We start from the raw sequence: 17064 nt of genomic DNA, 5'->3' as shown, positions 1-17064 counted from the left end.
CATGTTAGAAAATTTAAAGCCTGAAAGAGTTTTTCATTATTTTGAAGAACTTACAAAAATTCCAAGAGAATCTGGAAATGAACAAGCTGTAAGTGATTATTTATACAGCGTTGGAAAGTCATTAGGATTAGAAACAATCCAAGATGAAAGTAATAATATTGTTATTAGAAAACCTGCATATAAAGGTTATGAAGATCATGAACCAGTTGTAATTCAAGGACATATGGATATGGTTGCTGAAAAAGCTGATGGAGTTGAACATGATTTCTTAGTTGATCCAATACCTGTAATTGTTGATGGAGATTGGGTTAAAACTAAAGGAACAACTCTTGGAGCTGACGATGGTATCGCTGTTGCTATGGGACTTGCAATTTTAGAAGATAAAGAAGCTAAACATCCTGCATTAGAACTACTTGTAACTACAGATGAAGAAAGAACAATGGCAGGAGCTAGAGCTGTAAAAAGAGAATTATTAAATGGAAGAAAACTTTTAAATATTGATGCTGAGGAAGAAGGAGTTCTTTTATCAGGTTGTTCAGGTGGACATAATGTTATGGGAACTTTAAAGGTTAAATTCGAAGAAAATAATAAGAAAAATACTTTTATTCTATCAGTAAACAACATGCTTGGTGGTCACTCTGGAATGGAAATTCATCAACAAAGAGGAAATTCTTTAAAATTTGCTTTAAGAGCAATGGATTTAGTTAAAGAAATCGCTGATTATAGATTAGTTAGTATTGAAGGTGGAACAAAACATAATGCAATTCCAAGAGATGCAAAAGTTGTTTTCACAAGTGATGCAGATGAATTTAAAATTGATTTTTCAAAATTAATAAGTGAATATCCACTTGATAAGGATATGAGAGTATCTATAGAAAAAGTTGAAAATGTAAAAGAAGTTTTATGTCAAGGATGTCAAGAAAAAATTGAAAATGTAATTAGAAATATTCCTCATGGAGTATATTCAATGATGGAAGAATATCCTTCAATTGTTGAATGTTCTGATAACTTTGCTATGATTAAATTTGATGGAAATTTCGTTAGATTTACACTTTCATTAAGAAGCTCAAATCCTAAAACTTTTGAAGAATATACAAATATTGTAAAAAAAGTTTATGAAGAAAATGGTGTAGAATATACATTAGAAGATTATTATAAACCTTGGGAATTTGCAAAAGTTTCAAAATTGAGAGATACTGCATTAGAAGTTTATAAGAATTTAACAGGAAAAGAAATGAAAGTTGAAGTTGTTCATGCTGCTTTAGAGCCAGCTGTTTTTGTTGATACATTTCCAGATATGGAAATGATCTCAATAGGACCTGCAATGAAAGATGTTCATAGCCCTGTTGAAAGATTAAATATTCCTTCAACACAAAGGACTTTTGAATTTGTTAGAGAATTATTAGAAAATCTATAATAAAAAAATCGCGAGTAATAACTCGCGATTTTTTTATGTACGACTCACCAAGCACTATTGTGAAAGGTGAGGAATTTTAAACTTAAGCGTTTTCGTTTAAGACATCAAGAAGTAAATCTAAATTAAGTCCATGAACCATAGTAGCTTCTTCAAGAGTTTCCATTTGACTTGCAGGACAACCTACACAAGAAAGTCCGAAGTTAAATAGAATTTCAATTGCATCTGGATGGATTTGAATAATGTCTCCGATTAACATATCTTTTGTTATTTTCATAACTGCACCTCCTAATAATCTTATACCCATATAATACAAGGAATTGAGAAAAAAATCAAGGGATAGTGATTAAATAATTTAATAGAATTTTATTTTTGGGTTATATTTATAATAGACTAATATTTTGTTTTATGGTAAAATAATAAAGTCATTAGGAGGTTAGTTATGAAATGCTGTGATAACAAAAAAGCAATTGATGAATTATATAAGAATATTGCTTTAAATGATAGATTAAGTGAAACAGAAGATAGTAAAGAAATAGAAGAAAGAATTGCTTTAAGTTTAGGATACACTTTAGAAGATTTGGAAAATAGCGCAAATCTAGGATTGGGTTGCGGAAATCCAATTGAAAATGCAAATTTAAAATCTGGAGAAACAGTTTTGGATTTAGGCTGTGGAAAAGGAATGGATGTTTTTAAAGCTTGTAAAATAGTTGGTGAAGAAGGCTTGGTAATTGGTGTAGATAGACTTGTTGAAATGGTTGAAAAAGCAAAATATATAAGGGGTAAAAAAGGATTCTTAAATACTGATTTTAGAGTATCTGATATCGATGACCTAAAAGTAGAAAATGATACAGTTGATTGTGTAATTTCAAATTGTGTTATAAATCTATGTGAAGATAAGGAGAAAGTTTATTCTGAAATTTTCAGAGTTCTAAAACCTGGTGGAAGAATTTCAATTTCTGATATTGTTCAATTTAATGAATTGCCGGCTTGGATAAAAGATGAGCCAATTTTCCATGCTACTTGAGTTGCGGGATCTATAACTTCGGTGAAGTTAAAAAATATATTGAAAAAAGTTGGTTTTGAGCTTTATACAATAATTGAAGAAGAGTTGACAGACGAATATCTGGCAAAATGGGGTCATAAGTTGAATTTAAGAGATTATATTAGACGTGGAAAAATTTTAGCATTTAAGCCAAAATAGTTAGGAGGAAAAATGATTAAACTTTATTCATCAATCTTTATGATTGTTTTAACTTTTATTATCGTATTTTTTATTTCAAAAAAATATGATTTAGATAGAAATCAAAAATTAATATTTTGGCTTTTTGTACTTTTTTGGAGCGGAATAACAGTTGTAAGAGCTTATAGAAAATTATATGCTATTAGTCCAATTGAAGAGGGTGGGCTTGGATTTTCAATAGTCTTAGCTGCTCAAATAACTTCTGCATACGGTCTTATTAGTTGTTTTATAAGATTGCCAATTTTTATATTAAGTGATATTTTTAATCGAAAGAAAATATTTATTCAAATTGCACTTTTTACATTAACTTTGGCATCAGTAATGGTTGTATTAAAACCTAGTTATAATACTCTTTATTTTTCATCAATTGCAATGGGAATTTGTGCATCTATGCTTGCTGTATTCAATGTTTTATTCTCAGAGACTTTTTCAAAAGAAAAAGCTGCAATTTCTGCTTCGATTTTATCCGTAGCGCCACTTTTGGCGGAATTTATAGCCGCCCCCATACAGTATCTATCAACTTATGGGACATATAAAAATTTTAAATTACTTTGGGGGCTTTCTGCTACAATTTCAATTGTAGCTTTAATCTTAACTTTTTTTGTAAAAGATGTTTCTTATTCTGCAAAGAGATTTAGTTTTGAAAAAGTTAAAAAAGTTTTTGAGTTTAAAGGCTATTTATATATTTGCTTAATAGCGATATTAGTTTCATTTATTAAGTTCTCTACTTCAGGAGCAAATATGATAGCCTATGCTAAGGTTACTTTAAATATGCCACCAATTCTTTTGGCATATATTGATGTTTTATTTGCTTTCCCTCAATTGATTGCAAGTGTTCTAGCTGGAACTTATTTTGCAAAAAAAATCGGAATAGAGAAAACATTAGTACTAGGTTTGGGTTCAAGTTTAGTTTTCTATATAATTATAATACTAACTGATTCTTATATACCTGCATTTTTAGGATATACATTTAATGGTTTTGGATATGGAATTGCTTATACATGTTTAATATCAATGGCGATGCAATATTTTGAAAAGGAAGATAGAAATGTAAGTATGGGAATATTTCAATTATTTTTTGCTATGGGAGTGTATTTTGGAGATAGAGTATATTTATGGATTTCAAAACTAATTCCACATGGTATTTTAGGTTTTGAACAAAATAAATCAATATACCTTATAGTTGTTGGAATAACATTGATTAGCATATTAATGGCACAATTAAAGATAAAAAATAATATAGGAAAAACTATATAAATTATGACTTTAATAAATAGTAAATTACAATACTTATAGTTGTTTTAAGATAATAATTAATGATTTTTTTATAGATTTATGATATAATTACTGTGATTATGTATGTAATCAAGAATAAATATGATTTAAATTAGGAGTAAAAATGGGAAATTATTTTGGAACAGATGGACTCAGAGGAGTTTATGGAGAAAATTTAACTGATGAACTCGCTTATAAATTAGGAAAATCTGTTGGATACATTTTAAAAGATAAAGAAGAAAAATTATTTATAATTGGTAGAGACACTAGAGAAAGTGGAAAAAATCTTGAAAGTAGTTTAGCAAAAGGTTTATTGGAAATGGGATTTAATGTAGTTACAGTAGGAATTGCGCCAACACCTACAGTTGCCTACTTAATTAAATACTTTAAAGCTGTTGGAGGAGCTGTTATTTCAGCATCTCATAATCCTTATATTTATAACGGAATTAAAGTATTTAATGAAAATGGATTTAAAATTTCTGATGAAATAGAATATAGAGTTGAAAGTATTTTAGATGATGAAAATTTTGATTTTGGAGAAATTCAAGAGGGAATTTTTTCAGAAGAGAAAGAAGCTGTTTCTATTTATGCTGACTATTTAAAATCAAGAGTTGATGCTGATTTTTCAAATTTAAAAATAGCAGTTGACTTTGGAAATGGAGCTAGTTACAAAATTGCAAGAAAATTATTTGAAGAATTAGGAATGGAAGTAATCTCTTTAAATACTGCTCCTGATGGAAAGAATATAAATTTAAACTGTGGCAGTACAAATATGGAAGTAATAAGACAGGCTGTTTTAGAAAATGATGTTGATATGGGATTTTCTTTTGATGGTGATGCTGATAGATGCTTAGCTGTTGATGAAAAAGGAAATATTATGGATGGAGATCATATCTTAGCAGCTATGGCTAAGTCATATAAAGAAAAAGATGAATTAACAAATAATGCTGTTGTTGGTACAGTTATGAGTAATATTGGTCTTAAAAAATACTTAGATTCAATTGATGTTGATTTTGTACCAGCTAAAGTTGGAGATAGATTTGTTTTAGAACAAATGCTTGAACATGACTATATTTTAGGTGCAGAACAATCTGGACATATGATTTTCTTAAATGACAGTACAACTGGAGATGGAACATTTACAGCCCTAAAAATTTGTGAATTAGTTGCTAGCAGTATAAATAATTTATCATATTTTAACGAACTTATGGTTTCATATCCACAAGTTTTAGTTAATGCTAAAGTTAAATTAGAAAATAGAAATGCTTATGCACAAGATAAAGAAATTGTATCTGAAATAAATAAAATTGAAGAAAAATTTTCAGGAAATGGTAGAGTTTTAATAAGACCTTCAGGAACTGAACCTTTAGTTAGAGTTATGATTGAAGGAGAAAATCAAGAAGAATTGGAAGTTGAAGCTAAAAAACTTGCCAAGTTTATTGAAGAGAGGTTAGGATAAGATGAAAGATAGACTCATAGTAGCTGATAGTTGTTGTGATTTTACAGAAGAATTGAAGAAGGAATTAAAAGTAGATATTGAAATAGTTCCTATGACATTACAACTTGATGATGTAGATTATTTAGATGATGAAAATCTCGATGTTAATAAATATATTGAAGATATGAGAAATGCTAGTTCAATAAAAACTGCGGCACCTTCTCCTAAGCTTTTTATGGATAAATTTGAACAAGCTAAAGAAATTTTTTGTTTAACTTTGTCTAGTAAATTAAGTGCAACATATTCTAATGCTTGTTTAGCAAAATCTATGATACTTGATAAAGGTGAAAGATTAATCCATGTTTTTGATACTAAGTCTGCTGCTGCTGGAGAAACTTTAGTGGCTCTAAAAATACAAGAATGTATAGACAAAAAGATGACATTTCAAGAAATTGTTGACAATGTAACAAAATACATTTCAGAAATGAAAATATTTTTTGTTTTAGAAAGTCTTGATAATTTAATAAAAAATGGAAGAATTTCTAAAATAAAAGCAATGATAGCTTCTGCTTTTTCTATTAAACCAGTTATGCATGGTGTTGATGGAGAAATAGATATTTACAAAAAAGTTAGAGGTCTAAAAAAGGCATATTGTGAACTTGTTGATGCAATAGGTGAAAATTGTTCTAACTTTCAAGAAAAAACAATGGTAATTACACATTGCAATTGTTTTGAAAGAGCAAAGGAAATAAAGAAAAAAATTATTGAAAAATATAATTTTAGGGATGTTTTAATTATTTCTGCTAGAGGTTTGTCTACTACTTACGAAAATGAAGGCGGAATAATTATAAGCTATTAGTGAGGTAGTTTTGAATAAAAGAGTAATTTTAGGAATGAGTGGCGGGGTCGACAGTTGTGTTGCCTGCCATTTGTTATTGAAAGAAGGATATGAAGTAATAGGTGTTACAATGAATTTAGTACCAAAAGGTCATCTATATGATGAAGAAAAAGGTTGTTGTTCATTGTCTTCTGTAATGGATGCAAAAATAGTTGCTGAAGCTATGGGTGTTAAACATTATACAATGAGTTTTAGAGAAGAGTTCGACAAAAAGATAATTGAAAATTTTGTTAGAGAATATTCACTAGGATATACACCAAATCCATGTGTTGCTTGTAATAAATATATAAAATTTAATAGTTTTGTAGATAAAATAAAGCCTTTAAAGGCTGATTTTATATCTACTGGACATTATGCAAAAGTTGAATTTAATAAAGACTATAATAGATATCTTTTAAAAAGAGCTAAAGATTCTAAGAAAGATCAAACATATTTCTTATATAATACAAGTCAAGAAGTTCTTTCAAAGACTATATTTCCACTTGCGGATTTGTTAAAGGATGAAGTTAGGGAAATAGCTAAAAATGAGAATATTTTGACTTATTCAAAAAAAGATAGTGAAGAAATTTGTTTTGTTCAAAATAGGGACCATGGATTATTTATAAAACAAAGAAATCCAGAACTTATTAAGGAAGGTTATTTTATTGACGAAAAAGGCGAAAAACTTGGAAAACATAATGGAATAGTTTATTATACTGTTGGTCAAAGAAAAGGTCTTGGTATTGCTCTTGGAAAGAGAGTTTTTGTATCAAAAATAAATGCTTTTGACAATACAGTTACATTATCTGATGAAGATGCTCTATATAAAGACAAAATAAAGGTAAGAGATGAAAATTTCATACTATTTGATAATTTAGAAAAACCATTAGAAGTAAATGTAAAAGTAAGACATGGACAAAGTGAAACAAAAGCATTATTATATTATAAAAATAGTGAATTGTTTGCAGAATTTAAAAAACCTGTAAGAGCACCAAACAAAGGGCAGTCAGCTGTTTTTTATTTGGATGATATTGTTGTTGGTGGCGGAATAATTGATGAAGTATATTAAAAAAAGAGTTGCGATTGCAACTCTTTTTTTATGGATTATTGTTATTATTATTTTCACCATTATTATTGTTATTATTATTATTGTTGTTGTTATTATTATTATTATTGTTATTATTGGTATTATTATTGTTATTATTATCTCCATTATTTGGATTAGGATTAGGGTTAGTATTTGTATTATTATCAGTAGGATTTGGAGATTCATTAGTATCGACTATATCTGATACTTCTCTAGGTGGTGCATTTATAAACTCATCACTTGAGTAACTAGTTTTACCTTCTTTATATGCACTAGGTTTTATATAGAATTTCTTTTCTTCTATATATTGTGCAGGAGTTGATGAACTAGCTAATTTACCATTTCTTGTATCAATCTTGTAAATTATATAATATAGTTGTTCGTATTTTGTAGGCTCAGTACCTTTTACGAAGTATTCGTATATTCCACCTGCTCCTTCTGGAACTAATAAACCGGATATCATAGAAACATATCTTTTTATTACATTTTCAGGAGCTGGAGCAAATTTTCTCGCTTCTTTTCCTTCAAGAACAATTTTATTAACTTTTCCCCATAGGGTAGCAGCCATTGAATTGTTGTTGTTAAGTTCTATATTTTGATTATCAAATCCAATCCAAGTACCAATCGTATAATAAGGTGAAAAACCAACAAACCAAGAGTCTCTGATATCATTTGTTGTACCAGTTTTTCCTGCGACTTCAATGGTTGGATGCTTTGCACCAGGTGCCATTGCATCAGGTACTCCTTTAAGAATATCTCTCATAATAAAAGCATTTCCTTTAGAAGTAACTTCATTTTGCTTTTGCTCTGGTTCTAATATAACTTTTCCTGTTGAATCTACAACTTTTGTAAATGATATTGGTTCAAGGTATTTTCCATCATTTGCTATAGCAGCATAAGCTGCTGTCATTTTAAGAGTTGTTACACCTCTTGTCATGGCACCAAGAGCCAAACTTGATAAGTTTTCGTCATTGTAATCTACATTTTCAGATTTTGAAACAAAAGTATCATCTAATTCATTTTCTTCATTAATTATTCCGAATTTCTTTAGATATTCTTTTGATTTTTCTATTCCAACTTTTTCTAATACCTTAACAGCATTTACGTTTATAGATTGCACAAGACTTGTTCGTAATGTTTGTAAACCTCTATATCCATTATACCAGTTTTTAGGCCATAATTCACCTTTGTCGTTATAATGTGGAGAGTCATCAATTCCAGTAGCGGCTGTAAATCCGTTATCTAATGCAGGAGTATAAACTCCTAATGGTTTCATTGTAGAACCTGGTTGTCTAGGAACTCTATAAGCTCTATTTAGTGGACGACCAGTTGTTTCTCTACCACCAATTATTGCAATTAACTCACCATTAGTGTGGTCAATTACAACAGAAGATGATTGAGGTTGAACAGTTCCATTTTCATCAATTTGGAAATATTTAGAATTTAAAACTAAATTTCCGTTGTTATTTACACTATAGAAATCTTTGTATGTTTCAAAGAAATCTGCAGAAATTTTAAAAGTTTTTTCTCCCTCATTAGTTAATTTATCTTCAGGGATTTGGAAATTTCCAATTCCATGAGTAACTAAGTTATTTTGATTATTAATAGTATAAAAACTAGCTATTGAAAGAACATTTTGATAAACTGTTACTCTTGAACTCTTTAATATTAATGATTTATCTTCATTAACAGTAAATTCTCCTTTTGGAATTATAATACCATTATTTCCATCTAAAAGATTAGCTTTTTTATATAATACTATTTTTCCTTTTGCATCTGTTATATTACCTGATTTATCTTTATTAAATGATGCAAATGCAGGTCCACCACTTTTTGGAGCGTTCATAACACTTGCAAAATTACTGTAAAGATTTTCTAATTTCTTCTGGATGTTTTGATCCATTGTTGAATGGATTGTTAAACCTCCATTATAAATTTTGTCCCAAGCATCTTCTTTCGAATAATTATATTTTTTCATTAACTTTTCAGCAACTTGATATTTAACATATTCAGTGAAGTAAGTTGAAACTTCTCTTTCAAAACCTTTATTTGGTTTTATAGCAGCAAAAACATCTTCATTAATTGCTTCTTCATATTGTTCTTTAGTTATTTTTTTAAGTTCATACATTTTTTTCAAAACATATTTTTGTCTATCTAAAACTTTAGGATTATATACAGCCTTGTATATTTGTCCTCCGATATTTAAGTCTTTAATAACTGAAGCTTCATCACTTACATCTTCAGGCTTAATAGTTTTATAAAGAGAATAATTTGTTGGACTTTGAACAATTGCTGCAAGAAGTGCAGACTCTGCAATAGTTAAGTCTTTAACATCTTTTGAAAAGTAACCTTGACTTGCAGATTGAACGCCGTAAGAGTGTTGTCCTAAGAATACTCTATTTAAATAAGCCTCAAGAACACCTTCTCTTTTTATGCTATCAGTAATTTTAATAGCAAGATATGCTTCTTTTAATTTTCTTTCTATTTTCTTTTCATTTGAAAGATACATATTTCTCGCCAACTGTTGTGCAATTGTAGAACCACCTCTAAGTCTACCTCTAGCAGTATCTAAAAGACTCTTTGCAATACCAATAGGGTCAACACCATTATGAGAATAAAATCTTTCATCTTCGATAGAAATAAAAGCATCTATTAAATGCTGAGGAACATCGCTTAGCTTTACAATAGTTCTGTTCTCTAAATTTTCTATTTTCTCAACCACATTTCCATCTCTATCAAGAATTTTTGATGATTGAATCATAAGATCATTCATATTAGATGTATCAACAACAGGAGCATCTTTCATAATATCAACAAAAGTTGTTGCGAAAATACCAGTTATACCTGCTCCAATCATTAAGATTGCCAATATTGTGATACTTAAAATTCTTAAAATGGGTTTTAAAGGACTTTCTTTGTCTTTTTTATTTTTCGATTGTATACTTTTTATTTTTTTCTCTGACATAAAAAACCTCCTCAAAGAACAATCATTTAAATTTATATTAATTACTTTTTATCTAATTTTAAAAGTAAAAAAAATCAAATTTTAAAAACACAAAATTACTATAATAGTAATTTTGATGAAGTTATTATAGTCTTGCCATAAGGACAAGGTTACAATAATTATATCACAAAATTAAAATAATATAAATATTTAGAAATTATTGGAATTTCAATGTTTATATTAATGTGATTTGCAGATGGGTTTTTTCGTACAAAAAATTCTGAAAAATCTTGATTTTTTGTTCTTTTTATGATATACTACTTGTTGTGTTACCGCACGGATTAGGTTTTTAAAGCATAGCACCTAATTTCGGCGAGTCTTAAGAATGAGGAGGTGCACTATGTACGCAATAATTGAAACAGGTGGTAAACAATACCAAGTTGAAGAAGGACAAAGCATTTTTGTTGAAAAATTAAATGTTGAAGAAGGTTCTAAAGTATCTTTTGATAGAGTTCTTTTAGTTTCTAAAGATGGAGATATTAAAGTTGGTTCTCCAGTAGTTGAAGGAGCTAAGGTTGAAGGAACTGTTGAAAGACACGGAAGAGGAAAAAAAGTTATAATTTTCAAGTTTAAAGCTAAGAAAAATTATAGAAAGAAAAAAGGACATCGTCAACCATTTACAAAAGTTAAGATTGAAAGTATCGTATTTTAATGACTAATATTTATATTTTTAAGAAAAAAGATTTATATTATGGATTTGAAATGGATGGACATGCTGATTTTAGTGAAGAAAATGATATTCTTTGTGCATCATTATCTATTTTATCAATAAATACACCAAATGCTATTGAAAAAATTTGTGCTTTAGATTCAAAGAACATGGATTTAGAAGTAGGGGATGGATATTTAAGAATGATGATAGATATTGATAATTTAGAAGATTATAAGATTAGAGATGTTCAGACTATAATTAAAACTTTTGAAGTTGGCATTATATCATTGAAAAAAGAATATAATAAATATATTGAGATTTATTATAAGGAGGTGTAGAGTATGTTAAAAATGAATTTACAACTTTTTTCTAGTAAAAAAGGTTTAGGTAGTACTAAAAACGGTCGTGATAGTAGAGCTAAAAGATTAGGTGCTAAAAGAGGGGATGGGCAATTCGTTCTTGCAGGAAATATTTTAGTTAGACAACGTGGAACAAAAATACACCCAGGAGTAAATGTTGGTAAGGGTGGAGATGATACACTTTTTGCTAAAGTTTCTGGTGTTGTAAGATTTGAAAGAAAAGGTAGAGATAAAAAACAAGTTTCTATTTATCCAGTATAATGATGAGCTCCTTCTAAGGAGCTTATTTTTTTAAATAATAAAATATGATAAAATATATATAAAGAAGATGGAGGTGAAGTTATGGAAAGACCTTTAGTTTGTGTGGTTGGACGTCCGAACGTTGGAAAGTCAACACTTTTTAATAAACTTATTAATAAAAGAATAGCTATTACTGAAGATACTCCAGGTGTTACAAGGGATAGATTATATCAAGATGCTGAATGGCAAAACAAACATTTTATTCTTTGTGATACAGGTGGATTAGAGCCTAATAGTGATGATATAATTTTACAAAAAATTAAAGCTCAAGCAGATGTTGCTATGGAGAATGCTGATGTAATTTTATTTGTTGTAGATGGAAAAAATGGTTTGATGGATGAAGATAGAGAAATTTCAAACTATTTAAGAAGAACAAAAAAACCAATTGTTCTTGCAATAAATAAAGTTGATAGTCATAAGACACCAGCTGAAGTATATGAGTTTTATGAACTTGGTTATGAAAAATTAAATGTTATTTCTGCTACTCAAGGATATGGACTTGGAGATTTACTTGATGAAATTATTCGAGAGTTTCCTGAAAATAAATATACTGGAGAAGAGGATGATGTAACTAAGATTGCTTTAATCGGAAAACCTAACGTAGGTAAAAGTTCTCTTATGAATAGAATTTTAGGTGAAGAGAGGATGATTGTTTCTGATATTGCAGGAACAACAAGAGATTCTATTGATTCAAGAGTTGAGATTGATGGAAAAACTTATATTTTTACTGATACTGCAGGACTTAGAAGAAAGAAGAATATAACTGAAAATTTGGAAAGATACAGTGTTGTTAGAACTTTAAATGCAGTTGAAAGATCTGATATTGCTATTCTTTTAATAGATGCTACTGAAGGTGTTACAGAGCAAGATACAAAAGTTATAGGATTTGCTAAAGAGCAAAATAAAGCTTTAATAATTGCAGTTAACAAATGGGATTTAATAGTAAAAGATAATAAAACTTATAAGGCTTTTGAAGATGATATTAGAACTAAATTAAGTTTTGTTCCTTATGCACAATTAGTTTTCATTTCAGTTAAAACTGGTCAAAGAATAGATAAACTTTTTGATGCTATAAAAATTGCAGATGAAAATTATAGTACAAGAATTTCAACAGGAATTCTTAACGATATTATTAATGATGCAGTTGTTCATAATTCACCACCGACAGATAAAGGACAAAGACTTAAAATATTTTATGCAAGTCAAGTTTCGGTTAGACCTCCGAAATTTGTAATATTTGTTAATAAAGTAGAATTGATGCATTTTTCTTATTTAAGATATTTAGAAAATCAAATTAGGAAGAATTTCTCATTTACTTCTTCACCTATAGTTTTTGAACTTAGAGCAAGAGGAGAAGAAAATGTTTAAAGTTATCAGTTGTATTATTATTTCATATCTTTTAGGTAATATATCCGGAGGAATGATTTTCGGAAAATTATTATTCAATAAAGATATTAGAGATTATGGAAGTAAAAATGCTGGAACAACAAATGCACTAAGAGTTTTTGGATTAAAAGCGGGAGCTTTGACTTTTATTATTGATGTTTTAAAGTCAATCTTAGCTTGTTTTATAGGAATGAAACTTTTAGGGTTAAATGGTGTATTATTAGCTGGAATATTTGTTGTTTTAGGTCATAATTGGCCTGTATTTTTAAATTTTAAAGGCGGTAAAGGAATAGCATCATCTTTTGGTTTTATTATATTTTTAGACTATAAAGTTGCAATTTTAGCTATTACAGTTTTTATAGCTATAGTTTTATTAACTAAATATATTTCATTAGGGTCAATGTTGGCAACAATATCTGCTTTACCTATATCATATATAATTTTTGGTTATAGAGATACTAATGTTTTATTAACTTTTGTATTTTTAGCAGGACTTACTATATTTAGACATAAAGGCAATATTATTAGACTATTAAATGGAACTGAAAATAAAATTACAGTAAAAAAATAAGAAAATTATAAACAGAAATTCTAAAGAATTTCTGTTTTTTGTTTTATAATTTTTTATTAAAAATTTTTTAGATTTTTTATAATAATATAAAATTGTATTGACTTATTAAGCTCAAAATAGTAAAATATTTATGTATGTAAAATATGTTTTTAAACAATTTAGGAGGACATTAATGAAAATTTTAGTTATTAACTGTGGAAGTTCATCTTTAAAATATCAATTATTTGATATGACTGATGAAAGTGTATTATGTAAAGGATTAGTTGAAAGAATTGGTATTGAAGGTTCAAAATTAACTCACAAAGTTGGAAGTGAAAAATTAGTTGTTGAAGAAGCTATGAAAGATCATACAGCAGCTATTAAACATGTATTTGATGCTCTTGTTGACGAAAAATACGGAGTTGTTAAAAGCTTAGATGAAGTTAATGCAATTGGACACAGAGTACTTCACGGTGGAGATAAATTAACTGCTTCATGTATAATTGATGAAAATGTAAAAGCAAAAGTTAAAGAATTTATTAAATTTGGGCCATTACATAACCCTGCAAACTTAATGGGTATTGAAGCTTGTGAAAACTTAGTTCCAGGAAAGAAAAATGTTGCAGTATTTGATACAGCATTCCATCAAACAATGCCTGCAAGAACATTTATGTATGCGATTCCTTATGAATACTATGAAGATTATAGACTTAGAAAATTCGGTTTCCATGGAACAAGCCATAGATATGTAACTTTAAGAACTGCTGAATTATTAAATATAGATAAGAAAAACTTAAATGTTATAACTGTTCATTTAGGAAATGGATCATCAATCGCAGCAATTAAAAACGGAGAATGTTATGATACTACAATGGGATTAACTCCGTTAGAAGGACTTGTAATGGGAACAAGAAGTGGAGATATTGACCCTACTGTTATGACATTCTTAATGAATGAAAAAGGATATTCAGCTGATGAAATGAATCAAATTTTAAATAAAAAATCTGGAGTTCTAGGAGTTTCTGGATTAAGTTCAGATTTTAGAGATTTAGAAGAAGCTGCTGAAAAAGGAAATGAAAGAGCTCAACTTGCATTAGATATGTTTATTACAAGAGTAAGAAGATATGTAGGTGGATTTATGGCAGAATTAGGTCATATTGATGCTATTTCTTTCGCTGGTGGTATTGGAGAAAATTCAGCTTCAATGCGTAAATTAATATTAGAAAATATGGAAGAATATGGAATTATTATAGATGATGCTAAAAATGATACAAGAGAAGAAGCTGTTATTTCAGCTGATAACTCAAGAGTAAAAGTTTTAGTTGTTCCTACAAATGAAGAATTAATGATTGCAAGAGATACTATGAATTTAGTAAAATAATGTTGACAAATTAATTTTTTTGTAGTATAATACTTCTGTTATCCGTTTGAAACGGAGGTATATGTTATAAAATTCAGAGGAGGTGTTATTAATGGCAGTACCAAAGAGAAAAACTTCAAAAGCAAAAAGAGACAAAAGAAGAGCATCTTCATATAGACTACCTAAAGTGGCTCTAGTTAGAGATCCTGAAACTAATGAATTGGTTGTACCTCACAGAGTTAATCCTGACACAGGAATGTATAAAGGAAGAAAAGTATTAGATGTTGAATAAAAAGTAGTTTAAGGGATTTAGTTTTCTAAATCCCTTTAATTATATATTAATGTAGAAAAGATAGAGGGTAATTTTGAAAAAAGTAAAAAACAGAAAAGTTATTATCATTTTATCAATTTTTATAATAATAGTTACTTCAATAATATTTTTTTATGTTCAAAATAAAAACAAAAGATTAGAAAATGAAAAGAAGATGCCTTATAATTTTGAAAACATAAGCATACCAGAAGTATCTGATTTTTCAGAAAGTTTAACAAATTACGCAAAAACTGTTGAAAAAACATCTATTTATGATAGTTCTGATTTACAAAAAGAAAATGGAAAAATAGAAAAAAATAAATATGTTGAAGTATTTGGTTATAAAGATGGTGTAAGTAAAATAAAACTTGGCGAAAAATTTTATTTTGTAAAAAGTAAAAATATAGAGAATGAATCTAAAGATAAAAATTTCAAAGTAATAAAAGGAATTTTATTAGTTAATACTGAGTATGGATTGCCAAGTGATTTTGATCCTAAATTTGATAAATTTGTTGAAAAACAATTTGAATTAATGAAAATTGATGCAAACAGAGAAAAAATAACTTTAGATTTATATAAAGCTTATATAAGCTATGACGAACAGAAAGAACTTCATAAAAGTGCTCCTAAGTCTGATAGAAATGTAAATTATGCTTTATATGCTACTGCAGGGCATAATGAATCACAAATTGGACAAAGTATAGATATTATAGGTAAAGATGATGCTACAAATCTAAAAGAAGAATTTAAAGATACAGAAGAATTCAAATGGCTTATTAAAAATGCTCATAAGTATGGATTTATTCTTCGCTATCCTGAAAATCAAGAAGATAAAACTAATTTTAGATTTGAACCTTGGCATTTCCGCTATGTTGGAGTAGAAAACGCGAACAAAATATTAAAAAACAAACTTACATTAGAAGAATTTTTAAGATTGAACGACTAATAGATAAAAAGTTTTATAATATATTTAATTATTATATGAAAAAAGTAATGTTAACGAAAACATTACTTTTTTATTGTGAAGCAAAAAGGTTCCCAGGTACCAACCAGATGCGAAGCATCGTGAAAAGGTGGGGTTCTCATTAGTTATTAAACTTAAATAATAATATGTAAATATATTTACTGTTGTACTTTAAAGAAGTTTCTAAACTTTTTAGTATTTGATTCATATTGTATATTATGTTACAATGATAAAAATTAATTAATTTTAGAAGAAAAAAGAAAGGGAATAATATGATAGGAGTAGTTGTTTTTTTAATAGTTTGTATATTATTTTTTTTATTTACTTTAGGTATAGTATTTTTTATATATAATCTAAAAATAAGATCTTGGAAACGTCAAAATCCAGAATATGCTGTAGTCTATTTTGAAAGAGTAAATAGAAATGATTATCCTAAAGAAAATGTTATTGGAACTAGATGTATAAGAATTTCACATGTTGATGGAGAATATCTTCATTTCTCAAAAATAGCTCTTTTTTGTTTTAATAATAAAATGTTAATCGCTAAGGGAATACATGAAGTTAATGTACAAAGAGTGAATCAATATTATAAAAGTAAGATTGATAATGTATTATTTGAAGAAAAAATAGAATTTAATTTTCGTGCAAATAAACAATACATTGTAAGAAGTGATAGAGAATTAGAACATTTTAAAATTGAAGAGTTATAGAAGCATGAATAATTTAAAAAACAAACTTACATTAGAAGAATTTTTAGGACTGAACGACTAATAGAGAAAAAATTTTTACAATGTATATAATTATTATATAAAAAAAGTAATGTTAACGAAAACATTACTTTTTTT

Annotated in this window: 18 protein-coding genes; 16 read left to right on the top strand and 2 right to left on the bottom strand. The window is 28.0% G+C overall.

The window, feature by feature from the left end:
* The first annotated feature begins 1 nt into the window (after window position 1).
* Window positions 2-1417, top strand: a complete 1416-nt coding sequence (locus LW893_RS05705; RefSeq protein ID WP_233056343.1) for an aminoacyl-histidine dipeptidase — start codon at window positions 2-4, stop codon at window positions 1415-1417.
* Window positions 1418-1499: 82 nt separating this feature from the next.
* Here the strand turns inward: LW893_RS05705 and LW893_RS05700 are convergent, their stop codons facing one another.
* Entirely contained in the window at window positions 1500-1691 is a 192-nt protein-coding gene (locus LW893_RS05700; protein WP_233056342.1) for a DUF1858 domain-containing protein, read from the bottom strand.
* Window positions 1692-1856: 165 nt separating this feature from the next.
* On the opposite strand from LW893_RS05700, the gene LW893_RS05695 reads away from it, so the two are divergent.
* The 6 genes from LW893_RS05695 (at window position 1857) to mnmA (ending at window position 7316) form a co-directional block, all read left to right on the top strand.
* Window positions 1857-2441: a methyltransferase domain-containing protein gene (locus tag LW893_RS05695; RefSeq protein ID WP_233056341.1), complete on the top strand. Its 585-nt coding sequence runs from the start codon at window positions 1857-1859 to the stop codon at window positions 2439-2441.
* A 21-nt stretch (window positions 2442-2462) separates the two neighbouring features.
* Window positions 2463-2618, top strand: a complete 156-nt coding sequence (locus LW893_RS05690; protein WP_233056340.1) for a hypothetical protein — start codon at window positions 2463-2465, stop codon at window positions 2616-2618.
* 12 nt (window positions 2619-2630) lie between these two features.
* Complete coding sequence (locus LW893_RS05685; RefSeq protein WP_233056339.1) at window positions 2631-3914, top strand: MFS transporter; 1284 nt, start codon at window positions 2631-2633, stop codon at window positions 3912-3914.
* Window positions 3915-4056: 142 nt separating this feature from the next.
* A complete protein-coding gene (glmM, locus tag LW893_RS05680) occupies window positions 4057-5391 on the top strand; it encodes a phosphoglucosamine mutase (protein WP_233056338.1) in 1335 nt (444 codons plus the stop codon).
* A 1-nt stretch (window position 5392) separates the two neighbouring features.
* Entirely contained in the window at window positions 5393-6229 is an 837-nt protein-coding gene (locus LW893_RS05675; protein ID WP_233056337.1) for a DegV family protein, read from the top strand.
* Between the two features lie 10 nt (window positions 6230-6239).
* On the top strand, window positions 6240-7316 hold the full coding sequence (mnmA, locus tag LW893_RS05670) for a tRNA 2-thiouridine(34) synthase MnmA (protein ID WP_233056336.1): 1077 nt from the start codon (window positions 6240-6242) through the stop codon (window positions 7314-7316).
* Between the two features lie 28 nt (window positions 7317-7344).
* Here mnmA and LW893_RS05665 read toward each other — a convergent pair whose 3' ends face one another.
* Window positions 7345-10299 carry a transglycosylase domain-containing protein gene (locus LW893_RS05665; protein WP_233056335.1) on the bottom strand — a complete coding sequence of 985 codons (2955 nt, stop codon included), beginning with the start codon at window positions 10297-10299 and terminating at the stop codon, window positions 7345-7347.
* A 379-nt stretch (window positions 10300-10678) separates the two neighbouring features.
* On the opposite strand from LW893_RS05665, the gene rplU reads away from it, so the two are divergent.
* From rplU to LW893_RS05620, 9 genes are all read left to right on the top strand, one after another.
* Window positions 10679-10990 (top strand): 50S ribosomal protein L21, encoded by a 312-nt coding sequence (gene rplU, locus LW893_RS05660; RefSeq protein ID WP_233056334.1) that lies wholly within the window; start codon window positions 10679-10681, stop codon window positions 10988-10990.
* Window positions 10990-11328 carry a ribosomal-processing cysteine protease Prp gene (locus LW893_RS05655; RefSeq protein ID WP_233056333.1) on the top strand — a complete coding sequence of 113 codons (339 nt, stop codon included), beginning with the start codon at window positions 10990-10992 and terminating at the stop codon, window positions 11326-11328. Before rplU ends, LW893_RS05655 begins: the two co-directional genes overlap by 1 nt.
* Window positions 11329-11331: 3 nt before the next feature.
* The gene (gene rpmA, locus LW893_RS05650; RefSeq protein ID WP_233056332.1) at window positions 11332-11610 is read left to right on the top strand and encodes a 50S ribosomal protein L27; all 279 of its coding nucleotides are present in this window, start codon (window positions 11332-11334) and stop codon (window positions 11608-11610) included.
* A gap of 81 nt (window positions 11611-11691) precedes the next feature.
* Window positions 11692-13017, top strand: coding sequence for a ribosome biogenesis GTPase Der (gene der, locus LW893_RS05645; RefSeq protein WP_233056331.1), 1326 nt, complete (start codon window positions 11692-11694; stop codon window positions 13015-13017).
* The gene (plsY, locus tag LW893_RS05640) at window positions 13010-13606 is read left to right on the top strand and encodes a glycerol-3-phosphate 1-O-acyltransferase PlsY (RefSeq protein ID WP_233056330.1); all 597 of its coding nucleotides are present in this window, start codon (window positions 13010-13012) and stop codon (window positions 13604-13606) included. The genes der and plsY overlap by 8 nt, the downstream gene beginning before the upstream one ends.
* Window positions 13607-13778: 172 nt before the next feature.
* Window positions 13779-14966, top strand: a complete 1188-nt coding sequence (locus LW893_RS05635; RefSeq protein ID WP_233056329.1) for an acetate kinase — start codon at window positions 13779-13781, stop codon at window positions 14964-14966.
* A gap of 91 nt (window positions 14967-15057) precedes the next feature.
* Window positions 15058-15237, top strand: a complete 180-nt coding sequence (rpmF, locus tag LW893_RS05630) for a 50S ribosomal protein L32 (RefSeq protein WP_009448574.1) — start codon at window positions 15058-15060, stop codon at window positions 15235-15237.
* Between the two features lie 73 nt (window positions 15238-15310).
* Window positions 15311-16201, top strand: a complete 891-nt coding sequence (locus LW893_RS05625) for a M15 family metallopeptidase (protein ID WP_233056328.1) — start codon at window positions 15311-15313, stop codon at window positions 16199-16201.
* 290 nt (window positions 16202-16491) lie between these two features.
* Window positions 16492-16929: a hypothetical protein gene (locus LW893_RS05620; protein ID WP_233056327.1), complete on the top strand. Its 438-nt coding sequence runs from the start codon at window positions 16492-16494 to the stop codon at window positions 16927-16929.
* Window positions 16930-17064: the final 135 nt, after the last annotated feature.

The organism is Parvimonas micra (assembly GCF_021300775.1).
GTDB lineage: Bacteria > Bacillota > Clostridia > Tissierellales > Peptoniphilaceae > Parvimonas.
This window is presented reverse-complemented; position numbering and strand designations above follow the sequence as displayed.

What these genes read in the sequence shown, in the direction of transcription:
- rplU (WP_233056334.1), top strand. Translation starts at nt 10,679, where the DNA reads ATGTACGCAATAATTGAAACAGGTGGTAAACAATACCAAGTTGAAGAA.
- der (WP_233056331.1), top strand. Translation starts at nt 11,692, where the DNA reads ATGGAAAGACCTTTAGTTTGTGTGGTTGGACGTCCGAACGTTGGAAAG.
- LW893_RS05705 (WP_233056343.1), top strand. Translation starts at nt 2, where the DNA reads ATGTTAGAAAATTTAAAGCCTGAAAGAGTTTTTCATTATTTTGAAGAA.
- LW893_RS05695 (WP_233056341.1), top strand. Translation starts at nt 1,857, where the DNA reads ATGAAATGCTGTGATAACAAAAAAGCAATTGATGAATTATATAAGAAT.
- LW893_RS05635 (WP_233056329.1), top strand. Translation starts at nt 13,779, where the DNA reads ATGAAAATTTTAGTTATTAACTGTGGAAGTTCATCTTTAAAATATCAA.
- LW893_RS05685 (WP_233056339.1), top strand. Translation starts at nt 2,631, where the DNA reads ATGATTAAACTTTATTCATCAATCTTTATGATTGTTTTAACTTTTATT.
- glmM (WP_233056338.1), top strand. Translation starts at nt 4,057, where the DNA reads ATGGGAAATTATTTTGGAACAGATGGACTCAGAGGAGTTTATGGAGAA.
- LW893_RS05675 (WP_233056337.1), top strand. Translation starts at nt 5,393, where the DNA reads ATGAAAGATAGACTCATAGTAGCTGATAGTTGTTGTGATTTTACAGAA.
- rpmA (WP_233056332.1), top strand. Translation starts at nt 11,332, where the DNA reads ATGTTAAAAATGAATTTACAACTTTTTTCTAGTAAAAAAGGTTTAGGT.
- plsY (WP_233056330.1), top strand. Translation starts at nt 13,010, where the DNA reads ATGTTTAAAGTTATCAGTTGTATTATTATTTCATATCTTTTAGGTAAT.
- LW893_RS05700 (WP_233056342.1), bottom strand. Translation starts at nt 1,691, where the DNA reads ATGAAAATAACAAAAGATATGTTAATCGGAGACATTATTCAAATCCAT.
- LW893_RS05665 (WP_233056335.1), bottom strand. Translation starts at nt 10,299, where the DNA reads ATGTCAGAGAAAAAAATAAAAAGTATACAATCGAAAAATAAAAAAGAC.
- rpmF (WP_009448574.1), top strand. Translation starts at nt 15,058, where the DNA reads ATGGCAGTACCAAAGAGAAAAACTTCAAAAGCAAAAAGAGACAAAAGA.
- LW893_RS05655 (WP_233056333.1), top strand. Translation starts at nt 10,990, where the DNA reads ATGACTAATATTTATATTTTTAAGAAAAAAGATTTATATTATGGATTT.
- LW893_RS05620 (WP_233056327.1), top strand. Translation starts at nt 16,492, where the DNA reads ATGATAGGAGTAGTTGTTTTTTTAATAGTTTGTATATTATTTTTTTTA.